This is a genomic window from Geosporobacter subterraneus DSM 17957, from assembly GCF_900142145.1.
Taxonomy (GTDB): Bacteria; Bacillota; Clostridia; order Peptostreptococcales; family Thermotaleaceae; genus Geosporobacter; species Geosporobacter subterraneus.
Window position 1 is genome coordinate 1 of sequence record NZ_FQZV01000062.1, and the last position, 21,484, is coordinate 21,484.

A 21,484-nucleotide genomic window follows, 5' to 3' on the forward strand; every position below is an offset into this window, starting at 1 on the left:
CCCATGAGATGCTTGATAATGCAGATAACATGCCGGGCAAGTGGCAAATACTTTTATTCCTTGGACAACAAACCATTCTTCAACTTCAGAGGAATCAACTGGCAAAGACTACTGCCTGTTCTTAGATTTGAGCCGAGGTAATCCCTAAGTCGTCGAAATCCATGATTTCGATTTACCCTTGATTGCGCTATAAAGCAATGCTAAAATGCCAGGCAAACGACGGGAGAAGTCTGTCTGTTCTTGAGTTTTCGCCGTCGGTGTCTGCTCTCTTGCGTTGCTTTTGGGCGCTGTCAAGGGCGACGTTTGACCCATGAACAGCTTTTTCTTACAAAACTTAGGTTTATTTTTTTATTCTGTTTTTTCATAGGTTACTTTACACTACCTGCTGTCGCATAAATACTATTTCTCCTGTGGATAAATCAAAACCACATTCTGCAACTACCTAATTTTTTATTATTATTTAAAGCTTTCGCTTTAATACCGCTGATAGATTAAGCTTTGGCCTTTGCCTTTGTGGCTTTGTTTTTATTAGCCCGTACAACGATGTCCAGCAGTACGGATATAATAACAATGATTCCTATTACAATATTTCTAATAGCTACAGGAGCACCGGCAAACTGAAGTCCATTTTGCAATACCCCCCATATGGAAGCCCCAACGATGGTTCCCAGCAGTATTCCCTGACCCCCTAGGGTGCTGACTCCTCCGATTACAGAGGCTGCTACTGCATAGAGCTCATAAGTTGTTCCTGCGTCCATGGTCCCCATACCGCTAACGGCTGTCATCACAAGACCCACGGTGGCAGAGCATATTGAGCTTACGATATATGCCTTTGTTACCGTACTGGCGATATCCACTCCTGAAAGGTGTGCAGCATGGATGTTGCTGCCTACTGCGTATATATGTCTTCCTGTTCTTGTTCTGCTAAGGATAAAGTTAAAGACGATCCAAAAGGCAAGGGCGATCCATATCGTATTATATAGTCCAAAGGTTTTCCCATAATAGAAGAAGTCCCTAAACCCTTCGGCAGCAGGCCCTATTGAGTCGGTGTTGTAATTGTTGTTGACAATCTGGGCCACCCCTCTTGCAATGGTCATGGTACCTAAGGTTGCGATAAATGCCGGCAGTTTCGCCTTTGAGATTAACTGTCCGTTCAACAGTCCTATGGCAAGGGCCGCTGCATAGGTAAAGCCTACGGCCAGCCAGGGATTCATCCCCTTCGTCATGAGGGTAGCAGAAATCATACAGCTCATTCCTACAAGAGACCCTATAGACAGGTCAATATTGCCTGTAATCAGTACATAGGACTGTCCGATTCCGATTAATATAATAGGTGCGATCTGTCTTAATAAGTTGGATATATTTCTATTGGAAAAAAAATTGGGATTTAATATACCAAACACGGTAATCAGCACCAGAAGTCCAAAGGATACTGTAACAACCTGCATCATCCCTCTTTTAGACAAGAGTTTCATCAATCTATTGGTTTTTATTTTATTTTCCATGCTATAAACTCCCCCATTTTTCTCAAGCTTCCATGTTTTCCTTAATCTTCTTCTCAAATTTAGTGGCATATTCTAGTATAATGTCCTGCGTCGCCTCTTGAATATCCAGCTCTTTGGTGATTCTCCCATCTGCCATAACCAGGATTCTGTCACTGATTCCGAGGACTTCCGGCATTTCGGATGAAACAAAGAGCACGCCTATCCCCTGACTTTTTAACTGGTTCATGAGATTATAGATTTCCACCTTCGAGGCCACGTCGATTCCCCTTGTGGGTTCATCAAATATAACCACTCTGGAGTTCCTTACCAGCCATTTGCCTACTACGACTTTTTGCTGATTCCCTCCAGAGAGGCTGTCTGCATCTACCTCAGCATTGGCTAATCTTATGGCTAGATTCTCTACAGAGCTTTTAGTGATTTCTTCCTCTTTTTTCCGATTCACAACGCCCAACTTACTGGCGATGATGTCTAGATTGGGAAGAGCTATATTGTCCCTGATGCTAAGCTTGGTGCAGAGTCCGTCCTTTTTTCTATTTTCCGGCACCAATACGATTCCCGCTTGAATTGCATCAATAGGTTTATTGATTTTGACGCTTTTTCCATCAATGATGATTTCTCCTGATTCCTTTGGGTCAACACCAAATAATGCTCTGGTGGTTTCTGTTCTTCCTGCACCCATTAATCCGGCGATTCCGACAATTTCCCCTTCATAAAGAGAAAAGCTGATATCCCTTACCATTTTCCCGGCGTTTAAATTTTTCACTTCTAGAATCTTCTTCTCTACATTTCTATGAATTCGGGGAAATTTCTCGGTGATTTCCCTTCCAACCATGTAGGAAATAATCTCTTTCAGGTTCGTATCTTTGAAGTCCATAGAGGTTATGTATTGTCCGTCTCTAAGAATCATCACCCGATCTACGATATACTGGAGTTCTTCAAGTCTATGGGAGATGTAAACGATTCCACAGCCCTCGTGCTTCAATCTTTTTATAATGGCAAACAAATCATCGATTTCTTTGGATGTCAGCGCTGATGTAGGTTCATCCATGATCAGTATTTTTGCATTGGTAGATAATGCCTTTGCGATTTCTACCATCTGCTGTTTTGATATGGATAAGTCTCCCACAATGGTTTCAGGGTCTATATCCATGTTTAAACCCCTTAAGATCTTTCCAGCCTCCTCATTCATTTCTTTATCCGATAAAATACCATTTTTGGTTACTTCCCTTCCCAGGAAAATATTTTGGGCTACGGTAAGATGATCACACATATTCAATTCCTGGTGAATAATCGCAATGCCTAATTCATGGGCTTTAACCGGATTCATATCCTCAATGCTTTCACCGAATATTTCCATTGTCCCTTTATCTCTGGTATATACTCCCGACAATATTTTCATCAGTGTGGACTTTCCTGCTCCATTTTCTCCAAGCAGTGCAAGCACTTCTCCGGATTTTAGATGAAAAGAAACATTATCTAGAGCCCTTACCCCAGGGAAGGATTTGCAAACGTTTTCTAGTTTCACAATAAAATTATCCATAAAAACCCCCTAATTCAGCATCCTCCATGTAGTTCTTAAAATCAATCATATCATAATTTAAAAACTGACATGGTAGGGATTCTTTTGAATTAGGGGGTCATTTATTAGATGTTTACTTTTCGATTTCTATTGCCTTTTTATCATAGTTTTTCAGGAGTTTCCCATCCTCCATGACTAAAAGCCTGTCGGAAACCGTTAGGTTATCGGATATATTCACTGCTAAGATAATCACGGCAATTCCTTTTTTCTTTAGCTTTTGAATCAGTCCAATAATTCTCCCTCGTAAGTACATATCTGCATCGGAAAAGGGCTGCATGATAAAAACAACCTTAGGACTAAACAGCTGAATTTTATAATATACCAGGTCATACAGGGCTTTAGCATCCAGTCCCGTAAGATCCCTTGCATCTACATCGTTTCCTACTATCAATCTGTATTCTTCCCTGATATTTTTTAATATCTTCTTATCGATAATACTTTTATTCAGCTTATAATCTATCAGAAATGTCAAATTTTCTAAATAGGACATTTCGTAGAATAGGGTTTTGCGTACGGGATTTTCCGGTATAAACACGATCTTATTCATCAACAAATGATTGGCATTGATGGGATCAATCCTTTTATGATCTAATAGAATATCTCCCCTTATAGGCTGACCTGTCCCGCTGAATATCTCAACAATATCCTGTATTCCTTTGTTGTTAATATCCAGTATGGTAATACACTCGCCGGGTTTTACAGAAAAGCTTATGTCTTTAAGGTTCTCCGTTACGAAATTCCTGAATTCAAATATCCCTGCACTCTTGTTTAATTCATTTAAAGCTTTGCTGTTGTCAAAGGAAATAATATAAGGCTTTAATATTTCCTCAGAAAAATCTTTTTTATCTATAACCTTTATAATCCTTCCATTCTCCAGCAGACAGATTCTGTCGCATATCCTATAGGCCTCTTCATGGTGGTTGGCCATATAGAGAAAGGCAATACCCTGCCCCGTATAATACTGAATAAGCTTCTGAAAATCAGAAAGCTCTTCAATGCTCAAGAAGCTTGACAGCTCCTTCAGAATTACTAACTGTGCACCGCTGATCACGGCCTTAATCAATTCGATCACTGTTTTTTCAAAGAGGCTTAGTTCTGAAACATATGCAGAGGTTTCTATTTTTATCCCCAATTGTTTAAGCAGTTCATCAGTTTTTACCTTTAGCTTCTTTTCCTTTATGATGTGTTCACGAAAGGCATGGTTCAAAACGTTTATATTATCAATTACCTTAAGGTCTTCTACCAATTTTGTATCTGTATCAATCGTATAAACGCGGTTATTGGTCATGTTGCTGTGTTCATAATAGTTCACGAGCTCCTCATTAAAATATATCCGCCCAAAGCTAATGGACACATTTTGAGAGATCAGCTCTATAAGCTGCCTTTTCCCATGATTATTTAGGGGAATTAGACCCATAATCTCCCCTTTAAAAATGTGGAAATTGATATTGTCCAGATAGGTGATGCCCTCTATCCTTCTCGTTACATTTTCTATCCTTAGCAGTTCTTCTCTCATAATCCTATCCCCATGCTCTCCCCGCCAATATACTACTCCATGATCAAAGGTATCGTTATTTCTACATCTGTTCCCGCACCGGCCTTGCTGTATACATAAATCCCATATTCATCTCCGAAAATAAGCTTAATCCGATTGTTTACATTCAGTAGTGCGATCCCTCCTTTATTTTTGTCTTCTTTCATATATTCAAGGGATGCACCTCTAAGCTTTTTATTCAGTTTTCTAACCCGCTCCTCTTCGATGCCTACACCATTATCCGATATGATGATAATCAGTCTTTTACTGGTTGCCGTCACCTTCAATGTCAGTATGCCCTTTCCCATCTTACGCTCCACTCCATGGAAAATGGCATTTTCAAAAATAGGCTGCAGCGTGAGCTTGGGTATTCTGGCTTTAAGGATTTCTATAGGATTATCCCCTTGGAAATCAATATTAAAATCCAGCTTTTCACCAAACCTGAATTTTTGTATTTTATAATAGTTTTCTACATTTGTAAGCTCGTCCTCAAGGCTTACCAATTTATCTACATTGGATATGGTATATCTAAAGAAGGTTGCTAGGGTTTCCGTCATATTGGCAATGCTGTCTACCCCTTCAATAAGGGCTTCACTTCTGATCCCTTCCAGGGTATTGTATAGAAAATGGGGATTGATCTGATTCTGAAGGGCTAAATATTCAGCATGCTTCTTAGAACCCTCTATTAATTCTTTTGTATCGATAATTTCCTTGAACTTCTGAAAGGCAAGGTAGGATTCGTGATTGAAGGGCACTCTAAGGTCAAATACCCCTTTGAAAATATAGCCTTCATGAAAGAGTCTCAGCACTTTATTGCTTTCCTTATAGGGTCTGTAGATCCATTTATAGGAGAAATAGCACACCCCAGCCAGTGAAGCTGCATAGATGAACAAAAAAAGATATGTCCCCCTGCTCAGGGCACTGGATATCAAGTGTAAAAAGGCTATCAGCAGCATGATCCCTATAATCATGAGCACAATAAAGATTCTATCAAACAAATAAAGTCCTCTTTTATTCTTCATTGCATTCTCCTAGGCGAATATTTTCCTATACTCATTAGGTTTTAAGCCTGTATGTTTAATAAAGGATTTTGTAAAATATTTGGCGTCACTATATCCTACCATCAAACATACATCCTGTATGCGCAAATCTGATTCCCTTAACAATTCCTTTGCTTTCTCAATCCTAATTTTAGAAAGATACTCAACAAAGGAAATCCCCGTCTCCCTCTTAAAAAGACTGCTGAAATAGCTTGGGTTAAATCCAATATGGGCACCTAAATCCTCCAAGGTAATATTTTTCATATAATTCTCTTCTATATATCTTTTGGCCTGCTTTATTTGTTTAAGGTTATTATGGTATTTATCCCCAGCTAAAACCGTCAATGAAGATGCTACATGCTCTAGTAGCCCGTTAAACAAACAGTCTATAGAACTGCAGTTGTCAATTAGATTTTTTAAGTTCTGGCCGTCTTCCTGAGCACTTTCAACCTTAATATTATTACTTTTCATGGTCAGATAAAAAATATTTTCCATCTCAAGGATCATTCTTTTTAATTCAGCACCCCTTATGTTTTTTGAACATATATCTTTTTTAAAATGCATTACTGTTTTCTTAACTTCATCAATATCTAACAACTCTACAGCTTTTATGAACTTCTTGGAGAAATAATAAAACATATCTTCGATTTCAGCCTGATCCGTCCTTTTCTTGTCTATTTCTATTATTTTTCCCGTCCCTTTTAGCAGCCGGTCTTCTACTAATAGTTTTGCGGATTGAAAGGATTCCGTGATTCCACTTAAATCCTGTGCTTCTTCTCCCAATGCGATGGTTATCTCCAGCTTCTCAACCATAGAGACCCTTCGCTTAAAAGCCTCTAAAATTTTTAAAAGGCCCTTCTCGATTTGCCTTTTCTGCGCTTCGTTATAATTCATGATGATATATAAATCTCTTTTGCTATGGATAAAATCTAATTCATATGTAACATTTTGTAATTCTGCTCTGATCATATCTCTTGTTTCATTGATTCTGTTTTTTATGGTGTCGAAGCAATCCACACCAACAGAGTCAATCTTTAAAGCGGCTACCCTAAAAAACCCCTCATGAAACCTGAAATGATGGTTCTCATTGATTTCACTCAAAGTGTAGTCCCTAAAGCTCTCCGGTTGAAATAAGATGAGGTTGTTTAAAAGTCCTTCCCTGATTTTATTTGCATCGTTTTTCAGGATTTGTTCGTACTCCTTCTCCAAGAGAATCTGCCCCTTTTTCTTTTTTACCCCTTCCCCTACTTTAAGCAGGGCTTTAAGCAGATCATCCTTGTTGATCGGTTTCAGAAGATAATCCTTTACACCAAACTCTATGGCTTTCTTGGCATATTCAAATTCGCCGTACCCGCTTATGATGATAAATTCCAAATCACTTTTAATTTTTTTCGCTCTTTCTATCATTTCCAGTCCATCATAGCCGGGCATTCTTATGTCGGTAATAATAATATCCGGATTTTCCCTTTCGATAAGCTCCAATGCCTCAATACCGTTACTGGCAGTTCCTATTACCTGCATATCGTTTTTATCCCAATCTATAAGCTTAATGATAAGCTTGCATATTCGCGCTTCATCATCGGCTACTAACACTCTGATCATAGGACTCAACTCCCTTACCGGATTTTACGATGAACTCTTTCCTGCAATCACTGTTATTTCTAAACATTCCCAATCTTCTTTTATGATTTCATTATACAATCCCCATTCCAGATCCGTCAAATTGGGTATAAATTAGCCCCATTAGGAAAATACACACAGCATTATTAGTACACTTCTGTTTTTCCATCATATAATGGTAGGGAGAAAATTTTTATAAAAAAGAAGGGGATATTATGCAGATTCACGTTGTCCAGCCAGGGCAGTCAATATTTGAAATTGCTCAAATATATAATTCTACAGTTTCAGCAATTGTGAGTGCCAATGAAATTCCAAATCCCAATCAGCTGGTGGTAGGACAGACAATGGTCATTCCTATCGTAGGCAGCTTTTACTGGGTTCAACCGGGCGACAGCTTATATAGTATCGGGCAGAGATTCGGAATAAGCTATCAGGAACTTGCACGAATCAATCAAATTTCGGTAACCCAGCCATTACCTATTGGATTAAGATTATATATTCCTCCGCGGCCTAGAACAGAGGCAGAAATAAATGCTTATGTTGAACCATTAGGAGGAACAGTCTCTCCGGCATTAGAACAGGCCGCCCGGAAAGCAGCTCCTTACTTGACTTACCTGGCACCATTCAGTTATCAGATTCAGAGAGACGGCACATTAAGAGAGCCTCCTTTGAATAATTTTCCCGCCATTGCTCAAGCCAATAATGCAGCTTTGATGATGGTGGTTACCAATCTCGAAGAAGGACAATTCAGCGCAGAGCTGGGAAGAATTGTTTTAACAAATGAAGAAGTACAAAACCGGCTGCTGGATAATATCATTGCAACAGCAAGAAGAGTTAATTATAGAGATGTTCACTTTGATATGGAGTTCCTGCCCCCTGAGCTAAGAGAGAACTATAATGCCTTTTTAAGAAAGGCTAAAACCAGATTATCGGCAGAGGGTTTACTGATGTCTACTGCCTTAGCCCCCAAAACCAGTGCCGCCCAAAGAGGTGCCTGGTATGAAGCCCATGATTATAGGGCCCATGGAGAAATAGCAGACTTTGTTGTCCTAATGACTTATGAATGGGGCTATAGCGGTGGTCCGCCTATGGCTGTATCTCCAATCGGCCCCGTACGTCAGGTCATCGAATATGCTTTAACAGAAATGCCTGCTTCTAAAATCATGATGGGTCAGAACCTGTATGGATACGACTGGACACTGCCTTATGTACCGGGAGGTCCCTATGCAAGAGCAGTCAGTCCCCAGCGTGCCATAGAAATCGCTGCGGAAAATAATGTGCCAATCAGGTATGACAATACAGCACAGGCCCCTTATTTTGACTACACAGACAACGAAGGAAGACAGCATAGGGTGTGGTTTGAGGATGCCCGGTCCATTCAGGCAAAGTTCAACCTTGTAAAAGAGCTGGGTTTAAGGGGTGTCAGCTATTGGAAGTTGGGCCTCTCCTTCCCGCAAAACTGGCTTTTGATAGAAGAAAACTTTGATGTAGTAAAACGATAAGACTAAGGCTTAGTGGGCTCGCTAGAAACACCCCCATAGGATTCTTTGTTTACATCCTATTGGGGGTGTTTTTTAAACAGCTGCGAAAGAGTATCTTATTCTTTACTATCTAATCGTCTCATTATCAACTGAAGGTAAAGATTCATTCCACCACTCGCTTCATGGTCTAAAATAATTTTTTGAAAAGCTAGCCTCTACCGAGGCTGTCAAAAGTTCATTTTTCTCGAGGATTTCCCGATTGGATTCTTTTAGCTGTTCTAAGTAGCTCTGTGTTTTCTCCAGCAATACATTTATAGACTGTGTTGCATTATGAAAAGGGTTTTTATCTGACAGAGTCAGCCTGTAACTGGTATCCTCTCTTATGTCAATCTGCTTGATTTCAGCATCCATCTCCGAAATCCTATGAACAAGCTCAGTAAAGTTCTCATGCATTCCTACAAGGGCTGAAGCTATAATCCCTATTTCATCTTTCCTTTTAGCATACGCATTCATCTTGCTGTTACGATAGGCCGTCAAATCGAAATTTGCCATTTTATTGATAAAAGCTGCCCATTTCAGGCAGCCGTTGTTATGTTGCTAATGCCTTGATAGATTCATTTTCTAAAAATGCCTCTTCTATATATATGTGACTGAGAATCCTAATTTCTACTCGGAACGACGAAGGCGTCGATCCCTACATTTCCATTGAGGTTTACGTAGGGAACGGCCTCTGTGCCGTTCCGCTGAATGTCAAATTTCTTAATCACAGATCTATACTTGTTATAAGTATGAAAGGATTCCTTTTATTTCAAACTAACATTTCTCCCAATGGGTGTCAATTTATTATATAATAAACTATATGGTAAAACTCGACGTATTTTGACAAAATAAATTTCAGGGTGATTAATCGATGAAGCAAGCTAAATGGCTGATGATTTCTATTTTGATACAAGCTATAATGATTTGTTTGTCAGTAACCATTTTAGAGACAAAAATTCTTCCCTTTTTTCTTGGCAGTTATCTGCTGTTTGTATTTGTTCTCAGTAGGATCACCCGAAGAAAAGGCTTTGTGCTTTTAGTGTGTGTGGTTCTGATACTAGCCCTTTCTTTTCTTTTTATTGGCTTTTTAAATGGTTTGGATACACCTCAACAGCTTATTTATATCCTTCGCCATATGTTTTTTACCTTAAATGGAGTAATTACTTATTTTACGGTTTATATTGCAAAACGGCTTGAAGAAGATAATGAGCGATTAAAAACCAAGGTTGACCTTTTAACTTCTTATGTAGGAGATACTAAGCTTCTTACCGAGCAGGAGTTCCAGGAAAGAATGAATCTTATTTTAAAGGCTATGGAGCGCAGAGAAGAAAGCGGATATTTGATTCTGTTCTCCCTTGAGAATATCCCTTCCCATACAACCGCCACAATCTATGATACGCTTACGGAAAAAGCGCTTCAAACCTTCCGGAATGATTATGATCTGGTAGGCCGAAAAGACGATATATCCTTTATGGTGTTTCTTCAAAACACAAATGCTGTAGGTTTAAATATAGCACTGGATCGTTATGCAGAAAATGTAAAAGCTGATTTAGAGATGGATGTCCATGAAATCATTCATGAAATTCAGGCTCTAGGTATTGCTGAAGGTCAGGTGGCGTAATATGAATAACATCCTGTTTATTATCTCAACCCTATTTCTTATTATCTTAACCTATTACTCGGTACTTACCATCTGGGGAATCTACTATAGAGGCAGAGAGCTTCCCTCTAGATTTTTAGATAAATACCCTAGTGTGGATATTCTGATACCCGCCCATAATGAAGGCAAAGTGATCGGCAAAACCTTAGACGCCATGACCAAAATAAAGTATCCCGGGGAGCTTCAGATTTATCTCCTTGACGATAACTCTCAGGATGAAACTTCTACGATTGCAGAGAGCTATTCAAAGCTATACAAAAATATGCATCATATTCGGGTGCCAATAGGTAAGCCCAAGGGCAAATCCCGGGTACTAAACTACGGCTTAAGCATTTCTAATTCTGAATATTTTGCTGTATATGATGCAGACAATTGTCCTGAACCGAAGGCCTTAAGACTGTTGATCGAGGCAGTAGAGACATTCCCTGATGCCATGGCCTCTGTGGGCTATGTTAAGACCATCAACGAAGGGAAAAACTGGCTGACCCGGATGATCTCCCTTGAGTTTCAGGTTTTCCAACTGCTTATGCAGTCCGGCAGATGGCTTCTTTTCAAGACTGGGTCACTGACAGGCACCAATATGGTAGTTCGGCGTACAGTCATTGAGAAGATTGGAGGTTATGACGTGTATGCCTTGGCTGAGGATGCAGAGCTTACCATGACCATAACGCGGCTCGGCGGATTGATCCCCGTAGTGCCTGAATCCCGCACCTGGGAACAGGAGCCGGAATCCCTCCGTGTACTTTTAAAGCAAAGAACCCGGTGGCTTCAAGGCAATCTTTATCTGCTGGAAAAAATGTTTTCTTCTATACAGTTTTTTAAGGGGAGAGTATTGGTCCATTCCCTTCAGCAGATTCTTATATACGTTGTATTCTTAGTTTTTCTTTTGATCTCCCATGTTTGGTTTGCTTTGGGTTTGCTGGGTTATTGGAAGTTTAGCTTGGCTGCCCCGACCTTGCTCATATGGTATGTCTCTTATATCATCTATACCTCCCAGCTTTTCAGCGCGCAGGCCGTAGAAAAAAGCTTCTCTCCCATGAATATTTTTATTGGGTTTATTATGTATTTTACCTATGCGCAATTTTTTATTTATTTGTTTGTGCGAAGTCTGTTTTACTATATCAAGGCAAAGAGAAGAAAAGAGATTATCCCTTGGGATAAAACGATTCGATTTTAGGACCTGTAGAATTCGTTAAATGTATCTTTTGTCAGGAACGGTTTTTCCTGTAAAATTCTCGCCTTCATAATTCATAAACAGGTTCTTACTTGTAAAAGCAAGCCGGAAAAGCACTTTGAATACCTAGACACAAGGAACACCCTTTTCTTTGTATGCATTTGCCTCTTTTGGAATTGAACCTATAGATAACTTTTTGAAAAAGTTATCAACTGTCAGTACAAACCTATTTTCTGTTTTCATCTTCTGTGATGCAATAAACATGTTCAAGAACCTCAGAACTGTTTATTTTAATGGTGTTTCGTCACTTCTATTATATCCCGCGAAGGGGCTTCTTGGACTTTTTTATTGTCTAGAACTATTGATTTTTCAATGTTTATAGTACATCAACTGTGTGCGAAAGTTGATTCATATTACTTAATTTTCAATTTTTATTACAGAATTCGATTATTTTCTAGTATAATGGACAGCGTTTTGTCAAAAAATCTTACCCCGAAAAGTAAAAGAGAACAGCATTCCTGCTATTCTCGATCCCTGTTTACAATACTTAGTTCAATAATCCTGCTGCAAAGCCGCTTGATCAGATTCCATTCATGACTTACTACCAGTATACCCATATTTTGTTTTTTTGCGATCTCTAAGACCACATGCCAGATCTGGGCCTGGGTTATAGCGTCCAACATGGTAGTCATCTCATCGGCTATCAAAAACCTCGTCTTAGGTCCTAGGGCTCTTGCTATACAAAAGCGCTGCAGTTCTCCACCGGATAATTCATTGGGCCACCGTTTAAACCATTCCTGTTCAATGCCTAATGCTTCTAAAAGTGACGCCTCCGGTACCCACCCCTCTTTTAATGTATCACCTAATCGCCAGCGGGAGTTTACAGCTTTTTCTGGATGTTGAAACACTAACTGGACGGGTTGATAACCGGCGGTAGGCAGAGGCTCCCCTCCCAGTGTTACATGCCCCTCCAGAGGCCACTCATAACCTGCTAAGATTCGACCAAAGGTTGACTTTCCGCATCCGCTAGGTCCTACTAATCCAACGATTTCACCCTGGGCAATATGCATATCTACCCCCCGCAGAATCCAAGGTCCTTTACTATATCGAAAACCAATATCCTGTGCTTCAAGTAGCATGACCACACCTCACCATTCCATCCCTTAGTTTACGCACCTTTGGCTGCTTTATACTGCATTCTGATGTAGCCATGCTGCATCGGGGTGCAAAGAGACATCCCTCTGGCAAATTATTGGGCATGGGCTGTGCTCCAGGTATAGGCATAAACCCATTTTGAGGCAGTGCACGCCAGAGGGCCTTGCTGTATGGATGTCGCAGAGCTTCTCCATCTCCTGAAAAGTTTTCTATGGGTGCTACTTCAACCGTTGTTCCGGCATAAAAAACGGCAACCTTATCTGCGATCTTGAGCGCTGTTTCAATATCATGGGTAATCAGCATCACTGCACAGCCTCTTGCTGACATCTCTCTGAAATATCCCAGGGTTTCTTCTACTACCTCAGGATCCAATCCGGGTGTAGGTTCATCAGCGATCACCAATTGTGCATCGCTGACGATGGCCGTTGAGATGAGGATACGCCTCGCCATCCCTCCCGAAAGCTGAAAAGGATAGAATCGATCTACCTCCGGTTTCAGTTGGTAGCGGTCAAAAACCTCTCTTTGCACAGCCAGTGCATCTCCGTTTTTTATCCCTGTCCGTACTTGAGCACCTACTTGCATCAAGGGATCTAGGTAGTTAACAGATTGGGGGACCAAAGCGATTTCATTCCCACGCAGCATTGCTTGTCGCTGCAGTGTTAGTTCCTTGCCATTGTATTTTATCGATCCGGTTACACTGGCATTCTCAGGTAAAATTCCCAAGATAGCGTGGGCCAACAGACTCTTTCCCGATCCGCTAGACCCTACCACAGCCAGTATTTCTCCCCTATTAATAGCAATATCTAAGCTGCTGATCACTTTCATCTGTTTTTGCTGCAATCCCTTCTCATATTGTACAAAGGACACCGATAAATCCTCTACCTCCAGCACCGTCTTACTCCCTGTTTCTGCTCCACCAAAATCCGCTGATTCCCACGACAAACCTACTACAGACTCGGGTTTTGAAGGGATGAATCTATTTTTAATCCACTTTATCCACCTCAAGTTAAAACCTCCTCTCCCCGCTTTTTCTCAGATTAGTTATGGGCATGATGAGGATCCATCAGCATATGTAAATGATCTCCCAGAATATCGAAAGCCCTTACCATGATCAATAAGGATAATCCGGGAAAAAAAGCCAGCCACCACATTCCCGTAGACAGATACCGCATGGATTCTGATAGAATAATTCCAATAGCCGGCTGGTGCGGTGATAGACCAAAGCCTAGGAAGGTAATAGATGCTTCATGCAGCACAGCATGAGGAAACAACAGCATCAATCCTATAAAAAATTGTGGTATTAGATGGGGCAATATATGTTTTACAGCGATCCACCACCGCGATTTCCCCATTTTCTTTGAAACTTGTATAAACTCTGCAGAGCGAAGCTGGAGTACTTCCGCCCGAATAACCCGTGTCAAGCTTGGCCAGTGGGTAAAAGCGACACCAATAATAACCCCTTTCATGCCGCCTCCCAGTGCAAAGGCAATCAAAATCAATGCTACCAGATGGGGTACACTCAAAAACAAATCTACCAACCATGTAACAACAGTATCTGCCCATTTTCCCATGGTAGCTGCCAGCAATCCTAAGATTAGCGCAATAAAGGCACTAACAGTAGCTGCCAGCATTCCTACACCCATACTTAAAGTTATTCCCTTGAGGGTTCGTGTAAGCATATCGCGTCCCAGCCAATCGGTGCCAAAGGGGTGCTTAAGAGATGGCGATAAATTCTTCGTCTCAAAATTGGTAGCAATTCTTTCATTTCCTAAAAGGGCACCTCCAACAATCACACTGCTGAGGAAAATAATCATCAATAGAATTGTAATCAATGTTTGTTGTCTGCGATTGAATCTGGGCAGCCTAAAACCAAGGGATCTTTTTTCTCTTAATGCATCTATATTTATCATACCGCACCTCCTTGCCGTATCCGTGGGTCTATGATTTGGTAGATTAAGTCTGCCATTAGATTTCCCGTAAATACAAATAGGGCGCTAAAAATGACAATCCCCAATAGCAACGGCACATCGCCCCGAAGTCCTGCCTGTACCGTAGTTTGCCCCAGACCTGGATAGGAAAAAACCTGCTCTGCCAAGACAGCTCCGCCGAAGAGCTCACTAAAGGAGGTGAATTGTAATGTAATGGCCGGTAAAGCAATATTGCGCAATCCATGACGCCATAAGAGCAAAAAACCCTGCTCCCCTCTTGCTCGAGCAAATAAGACATAATCACTGGATAAAACCTCCAGCAGCTTCTGTCTTGTATGTAATGCTACGTTTGCAACACCTAATATACTCAACGTAAAGGCCGGCAGTATCAAATGCTTGATGTAGCTGCCAAGGGTGACATCTTGTGCAAGAATACCTATAGGTACCCCCAAACCAACAGGAAACCAACCCAGCCAAACAGCAAATATGATCAACAGCAGCAGCCCTACCCAGAAGGTCGGTGTAGATGCCAGGGTCAAACAGTACCACTTTATAGCTCGATCCACCCAGGTTCCTTGCTTCATAGCTGCAGTGATGCCTAAGATAAAGCCGATCATCCCTGAAAACAACCAGGCTGCTCCCATCAACGCAAGCGACCCTAAAAATCGCTCCTTTATGACTTCTATCACAGGTCGGCGGTAAATCATAGATGTACCTAAATCTCCACGAAATACTGCTCCTGCCCATCTCAGAAACTGCTCCACTGGAGGTTTATTAATCCCCCAGTGCTCTGCAATTTTTTCTCTCTGTTCCGGTCCTACCCGCATCATATCTGCCCCTACGTAGGCCTGTACAGGATCAATTGGAGAGTAGCTGATCAGCAAGAAGGAGAGCAAGCACAATGCTACCAGAAGCGTAGCGATTCGGGTGCCCTTTTTGATCATAAATAGCGTTATTTTTCTTAATCGCATGGCTGCACTCCTCTCTTTTTTCCTTTACTCATTCCAATGCCACTCTACAATATTATCCGTAATTGGCCATCCGTGGCCATGGGGTTGAATCTTAGCTTGCCCGATATCCAGTTTCTCATTGACAAGGTATAAATGATTAAGGTTCACCATCCAAGCCCAAGGCGCATCACCCATAGCACTAAACCCTGTATTACCATCCCACTGTGCTTTCTTCCAGTATTCTAAGGCCTCTTCCTCCGTTACCGCTGCAAGAGCTTTTTCCATATAGCTATCTATTATTGGATTGCTGTAAAACCCAGTATTGTACCATCCTATTCCTGCGGTTTTGCTGCTGTAAAGGTTATACATCTCCAGTGGGTCATGGCTTCCCCATCCAAACAACACTGCGTTAGAGTGCATCATCTTTTGGATCTCATCCCAGCTCTTTCCTTCTACAGCAATATTGATTCCAATCGGTTTTATCATGTCTGCAACAGAAATGGCCAGTGATTGACGTGTCTGATCACTTGAAGGATAGATCAAGGTAAACTGTGCCTTTAATGTATCCTTCTCCAGGATACCATCTCCATCTGTATCTCTCCAACCTCCATCGGAAAGAATCTTCTTGGCCTTTTCCATATCTCCATCCTTGATAACCGTTTCAGGATTCCACCACGGAAGGCCATCACAGACAGTATAGGCTGGTGTTCCAAAACCTTCTAATACCCCATTTACCAGTGCCTGACGATCTATTGCAAAATTGATTGCCTTACGGATTGCCAAATCTGCTGTTACATCATTGCCTACGGGTATTCCTTCTTTTGTCGTCCCTCCAGCTTTAACCACTGGAAACATCATACCACGGTTATCTACACTATTTAAGGTTACTAACCGCATTCCTGGCACTGCTTGTTTTCCAAAGGCTGGTGGGAGATAAGCTATATCTACGGTTCCTGCTTTTGCTGCAGCAAATGCTGCGTCCTCTCCTAAAAATAAAAAGGTTAATTTTTTGAAAGCCGGAGCTGAACCATAATACTCAGGATTAGCTTCTACAATCAGCTGCTGCCCCTTATCCCATTGAACCAGTTTAAAGGGACCTGACCCGATTGGATTTGTTGCATAGTCTTTGCCGTGGGCATGCTTTGGAACAATACCTAGGGTCAACAGCAGATTTACAAAGGTGGATTGAGGCTGCTTTAAGGTAAATTGAACGATGTAGTGATCTATGGCCTCTACAGACTTCATTACACTTAAATCAATCACTGATCCGCTCTCAGCAGCCGCGTTATAGGTATACACCACATCCTCAGAGGTTAATGGCTGTCCATCTGAGAATTTTGCATCCTTTCGAAGCTCAACAGTCCAGATCAGACCATCATCACTCACTTTGTATTCTACAGCAAGGTCATTTACAATCTTTAAATCTTGATTTCTTGTTAGCAAAGTACTTTGGAATAAAGGCGATCCATAACGTCCCCATCCAGTTGTAGGATCAAACCCATCTTCTGGCTCACTGCCTATAGCTAAAATTAATTCCTCTTTTGTAGTAATATTTTGTGTGTTCTGATTATCACTCTTTGCTGGTGCACAGCCTGTAAAAACCATTGTAGATAAGACTATCACCAACAGTACTGCTAACATAGCTCTTTTACTTGACATAGCAATATTCCCCCTGTTTTATGTATTTAATTAGTATCAATTATTATTTTTCACTTATTTCGAGTCTTTCTTTTCCCTTCAGCTCCTTTCAAGGGCAATTCCTCAAGTAATTTTTCAGGATTAAAACTAAAACAAAAAAACCATGAAGGAATCCTTCCCCTCATGGGAACGATATATCCTTCATGGTTATCTTATAGATTTGATTATGTGTAACTCTTTATTTGATAACTCAAGCCTTAACAGACAACTTCATGTTGTACTTGTTATAAGTATAACAAGCCCTTATGCATAATACAAGTATTATTTAAAAATATTAAAAGATTTGTGCCTTTTTTAATTCTTCAATTTCTTCTTTTCCAAGTCCTAGCAGATCCTCTAATATTTCCTCCGTATGCTGGCCCAGAACTGGAGCAGGCTTGCGAACACTGCCCTGGGTTTCGCTCATCTTGATAGGAACTCCGGCCATCTTCAAGTGTCCGGCAACAGGATGCTCTACCTCTACAATCATTTCTCTTGCCAGTACCTGAGGATCTTCAAGAACCTTATCGATGGTATTGATCGGTCCGTTAGGCACCCCGGCTTTATCCAGTAGCTCCTGCCATTCCTTTGTAGTTTTCGTCTTTGTAATTTCTGTGATCAGTGGAGTCAGTTCCTCTACGTGTTTTGTTCTCTGCGGATTTGATTTGAATCGTTCATCCTGTATCCATTCTTCTGTACCAAGCAATTCGCACAACTTTACAAATAGAGCATCATTTCCGGCAGCAATCATGATCTCTCCATCACTGGTTTCAAAGGGCTCAAAAGGTGTGATAGAAGTATGTCTGTTTCCGGCAGGCTTTGGCACTTCACCAGTTACTACATATCTGGCAATAGCATTTTCTAGGATCGCTACCTGACAATCCAGCATAGCCACATCTACCTTCTGTCCTCGGCCTGTATTATTTCGATAGTTTAGCGCTGCCAGTACACCGATTGCTGTAAATAGCCCCGCAGTAATATCTCCTACCGACGGACCTACTCTCGTAGGCTTGCCGCCTTTTGCCCCTGTGATGCTCATAATCCCTCCCATAGCTTGTACTACCGCATCATAAGCAGCCCTTTTACTATATGGCCCGGAGTGGCCAAAGCCTGAAGAAGCAGCATAAATAATTCCGGGATTAACTTTCTTTAATTCTTCATAACCAAGGCCTAGCTTTTCCATAGTGCCGGGGCGATAATTCTCTACAACCACATCAGCCTTCTTAACCATTTCTAAGAACAATTCTTTTGCTTTTGGTTTCTTCAAATTTAATGTTATGCTTCGCTTATTTCTATTCAAACTCATAAAATATGCACTTTCATTGGCGATATAGGGTCCAAAAGCTCTTGAATCATCCCCTACCTCTGGGGCTTCGATTTTAATTACATCGGCACCCATATCAGCCATTACCATTGTTGCATAAGGTCCTGCTAAAACTCTTGTTAAATCCAACACTTTAATTCCTTCCAACGCTTGTTTCATCATCATCGCTCCTTTTCTTTCAAATATTACTATTTTGCTTTATATGAAAAATAAACTCAGATATAATCAGAACCATATATAAAGTAAATGTTTTATATGTGATATTTTATATTTGATCAAATCTTATATGCATATTAATTTCGCTCTATCTTGATCGTCTTCCGGTTTATCGGTTTATCGGTTTATCTCTTTTTCATGGGATTGAAAAAAAATATCATAAGCACTTTCCTTATGCTGTCGCAGGATTTGCTGAACCTTTTCAGCATCTTTATCAATGATAGCCTTGAGCCATTCCTTATGTTCCCGTAAGGATGTCGCTGATCTGCTTTCGGATTTCGTAAAAAGAGTTCTATAAAATTCTGATTTATTCCATAAATTCATGATCAATTCATTTAGATATTTATAGGGACTAGAGCCGTAGATTATACTGTGAAATTTTTTATTAAGTTCTGCATATCTTCTATTATCCTTCTCTTCAACAGCCTTTTCCATCTCCTGAATTAAATCATTCAGTGCATTTACTTCCTTCTCACCGATAAAGGGGGCAGCCAGCTTCGCAGCCAATACCTCCAGCTCTGTTAAAATCAGAAGAATCTCTCGAAGCTTATCCCACTCCATCGAAGCAACCTTTGCTCCTATATGAGGGATTACTTCTACATACTCATCCTGCTGCAGCCTTTTTATAGCCTCTCTTACAGGCATTGGACTTACGTTAAACTCAGCAGCAAGATCTGTAATAATGATCCTTTCTCCCGGTTTTAGAACACCATCAATAATCTTATCCTTCAATATCTGATAGATAATATCGTTTTTTGTATGAAAATCCATTTATCCCACCCCTATAGTAGAATATTATCATATATTATATCAAATATCAAATTTTTTCTTGTCTATTATTGGAATATTTTGCATCATACTATCTTCAATAATGCATTACAATACTTATATATTGTACCCTTTGCTTCTTGCCAATACATCCCCTTGCAGATATTCGCAGCTTTCCATATAATAGTCATAGATCAGTGAATGGAGTGTGTTTTTATGAATTATAAGGTTGTTGCCGGCATTCTGTTTGTTTTAATCATTGTAGTTATAATAATTGTAATGGCTCCATTAAAAGAAAATCAAGAAGCAGATCATCCTAAACCAGACCCAGAAGATCCCAGTCAGGAGAATTCTGCCGTCGAGATACTGCCCCCGCCTGATCCCGCCATAGAACTACTGGCTTCCTTATCTTTGGAAGAAAAGGTAGGTCAACTTTTTATATTTGGCTTCCAGGAAAATAAACCCTCCCAGAGACTACGCTCTCTCATTCAGGACAGCAAGATCGGCGGATTTATTCTCTTTCAGCGAAATTATCAAGATATTGATTCAATGATCCAGCTCAATCAACAACTCCATACCTGGAACACAGATAATACCCTTCCATTATGGATCGCTATCGATGAGGAAGGTGGAAGGGTTTCTCGCCTCCCTTTAGGAGCTACAAAATTTCCGGAATCAAGATTACTGGGAAATATCAATGATGAGGATCTTACTGCACGAGTCGGTGAAGTGATCGGTAAAGAATTAAGGGCTCTGGGGATCAATCTTGACTTTGCTCCGGTCATGGATATAGTACCTTCAAAGAGCAATAAGCTCTTGTATAAGCGTGCCTATAGCGGTGAGGCTGAAGCTGTTGCAAAGCATGGCACCAGCTTCATAACGGGACTTGGGCAGGGGGGTGTGCTGGGTGTGCCAAAGCATTTCCCGGGACATGGAGACACTCAGGTAGATTCCCATGGGGGATTGCCCAAAATTATGATAGATCAAGAGACACTTATTCATAGAGAGTTGGTGCCTTTTAGCGCTGCTGTCGCTGAGGGGGCTGAAATGATTATGGTCGGACATCTGGCCTTCCCAGTTATAGAAGAAAAGGCTCTCCCAGCTACCCGCTCCAGGATTTTTCTGCAGGATATATTAAGAAATGGATTAGGCTTTGATGGGGTGATTGTTACCGATGATTTGGAAATGCAGGGCTATGCAAACAAAAACACCGCTTTTGAAGAAGCCCTGCTGCAATCCTTCGAAGCAGGAATCGATTTGTTTGTGATCTGCCACAGGGAAGAGCTTCAATCAAGGGCATACAACGCCCTGCTAGAAGCTGTTGAAACAGGAAAGATATCGGAGGAACGACTGAATGCCTCAGTGCTCCGCACTATTCGGCTAAAAGAAAAGTACGATCTGTCAGATTATATGTATAGCAATCCTGAAGAAAAGAAAAAACAGGTAGGTACAAAGGAGCATAAGGCAGTTTTGCAGGAGGTGATCACCAGAGGAAAATCAGGGTCTTGATGAAGGATTTAGGAAGAATACGACGTAAGGCGGAACCACGGGGGCGTGGTTCCCTACCATTGAAATATGTCATTCATGCGTAACGGCGGGGTTCCATGCCCGCCATTGGGTTTTGAACCTGATTGGGCCTGAGACCCAACCCTACTTTATCATCCTCATAAAGCTGTCACCCTGAGCGGAGCGAACGGGTCTAGAATTTTAAAGGTCAGATCCTTCACTCCGTTCAGGATGACAAATCATAAAGCGGGTTGCAGGAATCTTGCTGCCCGGGTGGACAGGGTCCTCCACCCCTACAACCTAATTCCAATACATATTTGGACGGGCG

The 21,484-nt window shown here is 41.0% G+C and carries 17 protein-coding genes; 4 read left to right on the top strand and 13 right to left on the bottom strand.

Annotated features, from left to right (window positions below):
* Positions 1-491: 491 nt before the first annotated feature.
* From BUB56_RS16815 to BUB56_RS16835, 5 genes are all read right to left on the bottom strand, one after another.
* Entirely contained in the window at positions 492-1,505 is a 1,014-nt protein-coding gene (locus BUB56_RS16815) for an ABC transporter permease (protein ID WP_110942422.1), read from the bottom strand.
* Between the two features lie 22 nt (positions 1,506-1,527).
* Entirely contained in the window at positions 1,528-3,045 is a 1,518-nt protein-coding gene (locus BUB56_RS16820; protein ID WP_110942423.1) for a sugar ABC transporter ATP-binding protein, read from the bottom strand.
* Between the two features lie 112 nt (positions 3,046-3,157).
* The gene (locus BUB56_RS16825; RefSeq protein WP_110942424.1) at positions 3,158-4,600 is read right to left on the bottom strand and encodes an ATP-binding cassette domain-containing protein; all 1,443 of its coding nucleotides are present in this window, start codon (positions 4,598-4,600) and stop codon (positions 3,158-3,160) included.
* A 32-nt stretch (positions 4,601-4,632) separates the two neighbouring features.
* The gene (locus BUB56_RS16830; protein WP_110942425.1) at positions 4,633-5,640 is read right to left on the bottom strand and encodes a sensor histidine kinase; all 1,008 of its coding nucleotides are present in this window, start codon (positions 5,638-5,640) and stop codon (positions 4,633-4,635) included.
* Positions 5,641-5,649: 9 nt separating this feature from the next.
* Positions 5,650-7,260 carry a response regulator transcription factor gene (locus tag BUB56_RS16835; protein ID WP_110942426.1) on the bottom strand — a complete coding sequence of 537 codons (1,611 nt, stop codon included), beginning with the start codon at positions 7,258-7,260 and terminating at the stop codon, positions 5,650-5,652.
* 233 nt (positions 7,261-7,493) lie between these two features.
* On the opposite strand from BUB56_RS16835, the gene BUB56_RS16840 reads away from it, so the two are divergent.
* Positions 7,494-8,780 carry a LysM peptidoglycan-binding domain-containing protein gene (locus BUB56_RS16840; protein ID WP_110942427.1) on the top strand — a complete coding sequence of 429 codons (1,287 nt, stop codon included), beginning with the start codon at positions 7,494-7,496 and terminating at the stop codon, positions 8,778-8,780.
* A 159-nt stretch (positions 8,781-8,939) separates the two neighbouring features.
* Here BUB56_RS16840 and BUB56_RS16845 read toward each other — a convergent pair whose 3' ends face one another.
* Positions 8,940-9,311, bottom strand: coding sequence for a hypothetical protein (locus tag BUB56_RS16845; RefSeq protein WP_110942428.1), 372 nt, complete (start codon positions 9,309-9,311; stop codon positions 8,940-8,942).
* 358 nt (positions 9,312-9,669) lie between these two features.
* On the opposite strand from BUB56_RS16845, the gene BUB56_RS16850 reads away from it, so the two are divergent.
* Both BUB56_RS16850 and BUB56_RS16855 read left to right on the top strand, forming a co-directional pair.
* Entirely contained in the window at positions 9,670-10,419 is a 750-nt protein-coding gene (locus BUB56_RS16850; RefSeq protein ID WP_110942429.1) for a hypothetical protein, read from the top strand.
* A gap of 1 nt (position 10,420) precedes the next feature.
* On the top strand, positions 10,421-11,635 hold the full coding sequence (locus BUB56_RS16855; protein ID WP_110942430.1) for a glycosyltransferase family 2 protein: 1,215 nt from the start codon (positions 10,421-10,423) through the stop codon (positions 11,633-11,635).
* 518 nt (positions 11,636-12,153) lie between these two features.
* Here the strand turns inward: BUB56_RS16855 and BUB56_RS16860 are convergent.
* The 7 genes from BUB56_RS16860 to BUB56_RS16890 all read right to left on the bottom strand — a co-directional run bounded on the left by BUB56_RS16860 (position 12,154) and on the right by BUB56_RS16890 (position 19,653).
* Entirely contained in the window at positions 12,154-12,771 is a 618-nt protein-coding gene (locus BUB56_RS16860; protein ID WP_110942431.1) for an ABC transporter ATP-binding protein, read from the bottom strand.
* Positions 12,761-13,792 carry an ABC transporter ATP-binding protein gene (locus BUB56_RS16865; RefSeq protein WP_330392683.1) on the bottom strand — a complete coding sequence of 344 codons (1,032 nt, stop codon included), beginning with the start codon at positions 13,790-13,792 and terminating at the stop codon, positions 12,761-12,763. Before BUB56_RS16865 ends, BUB56_RS16860 begins: the two co-directional genes overlap by 11 nt.
* 32 nt (positions 13,793-13,824) lie before the next feature.
* Positions 13,825-14,697 carry an ABC transporter permease gene (locus tag BUB56_RS16870; RefSeq protein WP_110942432.1) on the bottom strand — a complete coding sequence of 291 codons (873 nt, stop codon included), beginning with the start codon at positions 14,695-14,697 and terminating at the stop codon, positions 13,825-13,827.
* Complete coding sequence (locus BUB56_RS16875; protein ID WP_110942433.1) at positions 14,694-15,686, bottom strand: ABC transporter permease; 993 nt, start codon at positions 15,684-15,686, stop codon at positions 14,694-14,696. Before BUB56_RS16875 ends, BUB56_RS16870 begins: the two co-directional genes overlap by 4 nt.
* Before the next feature lie 24 nt (positions 15,687-15,710).
* Complete coding sequence (locus BUB56_RS16880) at positions 15,711-17,324, bottom strand: ABC transporter substrate-binding protein (protein ID WP_110942434.1); 1,614 nt, start codon at positions 17,322-17,324, stop codon at positions 15,711-15,713.
* Positions 17,325-17,637: 313 nt separating this feature from the next.
* Entirely contained in the window at positions 17,638-18,825 is a 1,188-nt protein-coding gene (locus BUB56_RS16885; RefSeq protein ID WP_110942435.1) for a CaiB/BaiF CoA transferase family protein, read from the bottom strand.
* 174 nt (positions 18,826-18,999) lie between these two features.
* Entirely contained in the window at positions 19,000-19,653 is a 654-nt protein-coding gene (locus BUB56_RS16890; RefSeq protein WP_110942436.1) for a GntR family transcriptional regulator, read from the bottom strand.
* A gap of 213 nt (positions 19,654-19,866) precedes the next feature.
* Here BUB56_RS16890 and nagZ point away from each other — a divergent pair, with 213 nt between their 5' ends.
* A complete protein-coding gene (nagZ, locus tag BUB56_RS16895; RefSeq protein ID WP_190014658.1) occupies positions 19,867-21,159 on the top strand; it encodes a beta-N-acetylhexosaminidase in 1,293 nt (430 codons plus the stop codon).
* Positions 21,160-21,484 lie beyond the last annotated feature (325 nt).

Bases quoted from the DNA above. Each gene is read 5' to 3' on its own strand.
- BUB56_RS16815 (WP_110942422.1), bottom strand. From the start codon at position 1,505: ATGGAAAATAAAATAAAAACCAATAGATTGATGAAACTCTTGTCTAAA.
- BUB56_RS16820 (WP_110942423.1), bottom strand. From the start codon at position 3,045: ATGGATAATTTTATTGTGAAACTAGAAAACGTTTGCAAATCCTTCCCT.
- BUB56_RS16825 (WP_110942424.1), bottom strand. From the start codon at position 4,600: ATGAGAGAAGAACTGCTAAGGATAGAAAATGTAACGAGAAGGATAGAG.
- BUB56_RS16830 (WP_110942425.1), bottom strand. From the start codon at position 5,640: ATGAAGAATAAAAGAGGACTTTATTTGTTTGATAGAATCTTTATTGTG.
- BUB56_RS16835 (WP_110942426.1), bottom strand. From the start codon at position 7,260: ATGATCAGAGTGTTAGTAGCCGATGATGAAGCGCGAATATGCAAGCTT.
- BUB56_RS16840 (WP_110942427.1), top strand. From the start codon at position 7,494: ATGCAGATTCACGTTGTCCAGCCAGGGCAGTCAATATTTGAAATTGCT.
- BUB56_RS16845 (WP_110942428.1), bottom strand. From the start codon at position 9,311: ATGGCAAATTTCGATTTGACGGCCTATCGTAACAGCAAGATGAATGCG.
- BUB56_RS16850 (WP_110942429.1), top strand. From the start codon at position 9,670: ATGAAGCAAGCTAAATGGCTGATGATTTCTATTTTGATACAAGCTATA.
- BUB56_RS16855 (WP_110942430.1), top strand. From the start codon at position 10,421: ATGAATAACATCCTGTTTATTATCTCAACCCTATTTCTTATTATCTTA.
- BUB56_RS16860 (WP_110942431.1), bottom strand. From the start codon at position 12,771: ATGCTACTTGAAGCACAGGATATTGGTTTTCGATATAGTAAAGGACCT.
- BUB56_RS16870 (WP_110942432.1), bottom strand. From the start codon at position 14,697: ATGATAAATATAGATGCATTAAGAGAAAAAAGATCCCTTGGTTTTAGG.
- BUB56_RS16875 (WP_110942433.1), bottom strand. From the start codon at position 15,686: ATGCGATTAAGAAAAATAACGCTATTTATGATCAAAAAGGGCACCCGA.
- BUB56_RS16880 (WP_110942434.1), bottom strand. From the start codon at position 17,324: ATGTCAAGTAAAAGAGCTATGTTAGCAGTACTGTTGGTGATAGTCTTA.
- BUB56_RS16885 (WP_110942435.1), bottom strand. From the start codon at position 18,825: ATGAAACAAGCGTTGGAAGGAATTAAAGTGTTGGATTTAACAAGAGTT.
- BUB56_RS16890 (WP_110942436.1), bottom strand. From the start codon at position 19,653: ATGGATTTTCATACAAAAAACGATATTATCTATCAGATATTGAAGGAT.
- nagZ (WP_190014658.1), top strand. From the start codon at position 19,867: ATGAATTATAAGGTTGTTGCCGGCATTCTGTTTGTTTTAATCATTGTA.